Here is a 1,370-nt window from a genome sequence, read left to right as displayed (position 1 = left end):
TGATGGTACTACCAGCGGCGCGGTGTATGAATGGGTAAGAACTAGAGAAAGAAAATATCGCCGCGTCCTAGTGATGGCAATTAAGGGCGATAGTAGAGACTTTGGCAGCAAAGAAATATTTTCACATCCAAGGAAAGCAGAGGTTAGTAACCCAACGCGCACTACTAAAGCCGATCGCCATCAAGTGAAGTTGTACATGGTGGGCACCCACAAGGCCAAGGATCTTATTGCCAGGCGATTGTTAGGCACCAGCGCCTATATGCATAGCTGCAAGCATGTGCGTCAGGATTACTGGGAGCAGGTCACCGCTGAAGTAAAAGCCCCAAGCAAAAAATATTCAGGAAGGGAAGTTTGGCAGAAAAGACCTGGAAAGAGTAATGAAGGGCTAGATACCGAGGTATATGCCCTACACGCGGCCTATGCCATGGAAGTGCAAAAAAAGACTGAGAAAAAATGGTCAATTCTTGAGGCGCGTCTAGGCCAGCGCACGTTGTTTAGTGAACCTGATCAATCCCCAGAACCCAATCAATCTACTAGAAAACCACTCCGGCCAGCACAGCCTGTTGGCTCCTTACTGGATAGTTAAATGTCTAAAACCCCGCAAGAAATGGTCGACCTCTATATTGAGGCCGAGATAGACGTGCTCGCCGGTAAAACCACGGTAATCAATGGCCGCCAATTTACTGCGGAGAACCTGCAGGAGATCCGCGCCGGTCGGCAGGAGTGGGAGCGTCGAGCAATTCAAGAAAATTTAAAGGCTTCCGGTAAGCGCCGTGGACCCGCCTACGCGAACTTTTGCTAATGAATAAATTAGATTCTGTTATCGGTTTTTTTTCGCCCGAGGCTGCCTTGCGTCGTGTGCAAGCTCGGCGCGCCTTGGAAATTGCCGCGGCCTATGAAGCTGCAAAGCCAAGCCGACTGAGAAAAAACCCCGGTGATAACCGTAGTGGTGATTTGGTACTTGAGGGCAGTGTGGAAGCGCTGCGCGGCCAGGCCCGGCACCTGGAGCAAAACCACGATTTTGCCTTTGGCATTCTCACCACCCTGGTGAACAACATTGTCGGCCCACGCGGTATTGATGTGGAGTTCCAACCCAAGACTTGGGATGGCGATATCCATGAAGGTCTCGCCAGCCAAATGAATGATGCCCATAAAGAATGGGCGCGGCGCCCGGAATGCACCCGGCAATTCAGTTGGGGCAAGTCTCAGCGGCTTCTTTGTAATACCTGGCTGCGCGATGGCGAAACTTTGTTAAGGCATCTACAGGGCACGGTGCCCGGCTTAAAGCATCGCACCCAGGTGCCTTACACCATCGAATGCCTGGAACCGGATTTCCTGCCGGTGGATTACAACGATCCCAGCAAGCGCAT

General features: G+C 51.8%; 3 protein-coding genes. All 3 read left to right on the top strand.

The annotated features are described in order from the left end of the window. The coding region (locus G367_RS0100015; RefSeq protein WP_211214854.1) for a terminase gpA endonuclease subunit at window positions 1-586 on the top strand (586 nt) is incomplete at its 5' end. Continuing rightward, on the top strand, window positions 587-802 hold the full coding sequence (locus tag G367_RS0100010; protein WP_020411045.1) for a DUF6148 family protein: 216 nt from the start codon (window positions 587-589) through the stop codon (window positions 800-802). After that, window positions 802-1,370, top strand: a 569-nt coding sequence (locus G367_RS0100005; protein WP_020411044.1) for a phage portal protein, incomplete at its 3' end; no start/stop codon positions are given. The genes G367_RS0100010 and G367_RS0100005, both read left to right, overlap by 1 nt.

The sequence above is a fragment of the Microbulbifer variabilis ATCC 700307 genome (assembly GCF_000380565.1).
Lineage (GTDB): Bacteria > Pseudomonadota > Gammaproteobacteria > Pseudomonadales > Cellvibrionaceae > Microbulbifer > Microbulbifer variabilis.
The sequence above is the reverse complement of the archived record's forward strand: the minus strand, read 5'-3'. Positions and strand labels throughout refer to the sequence as shown.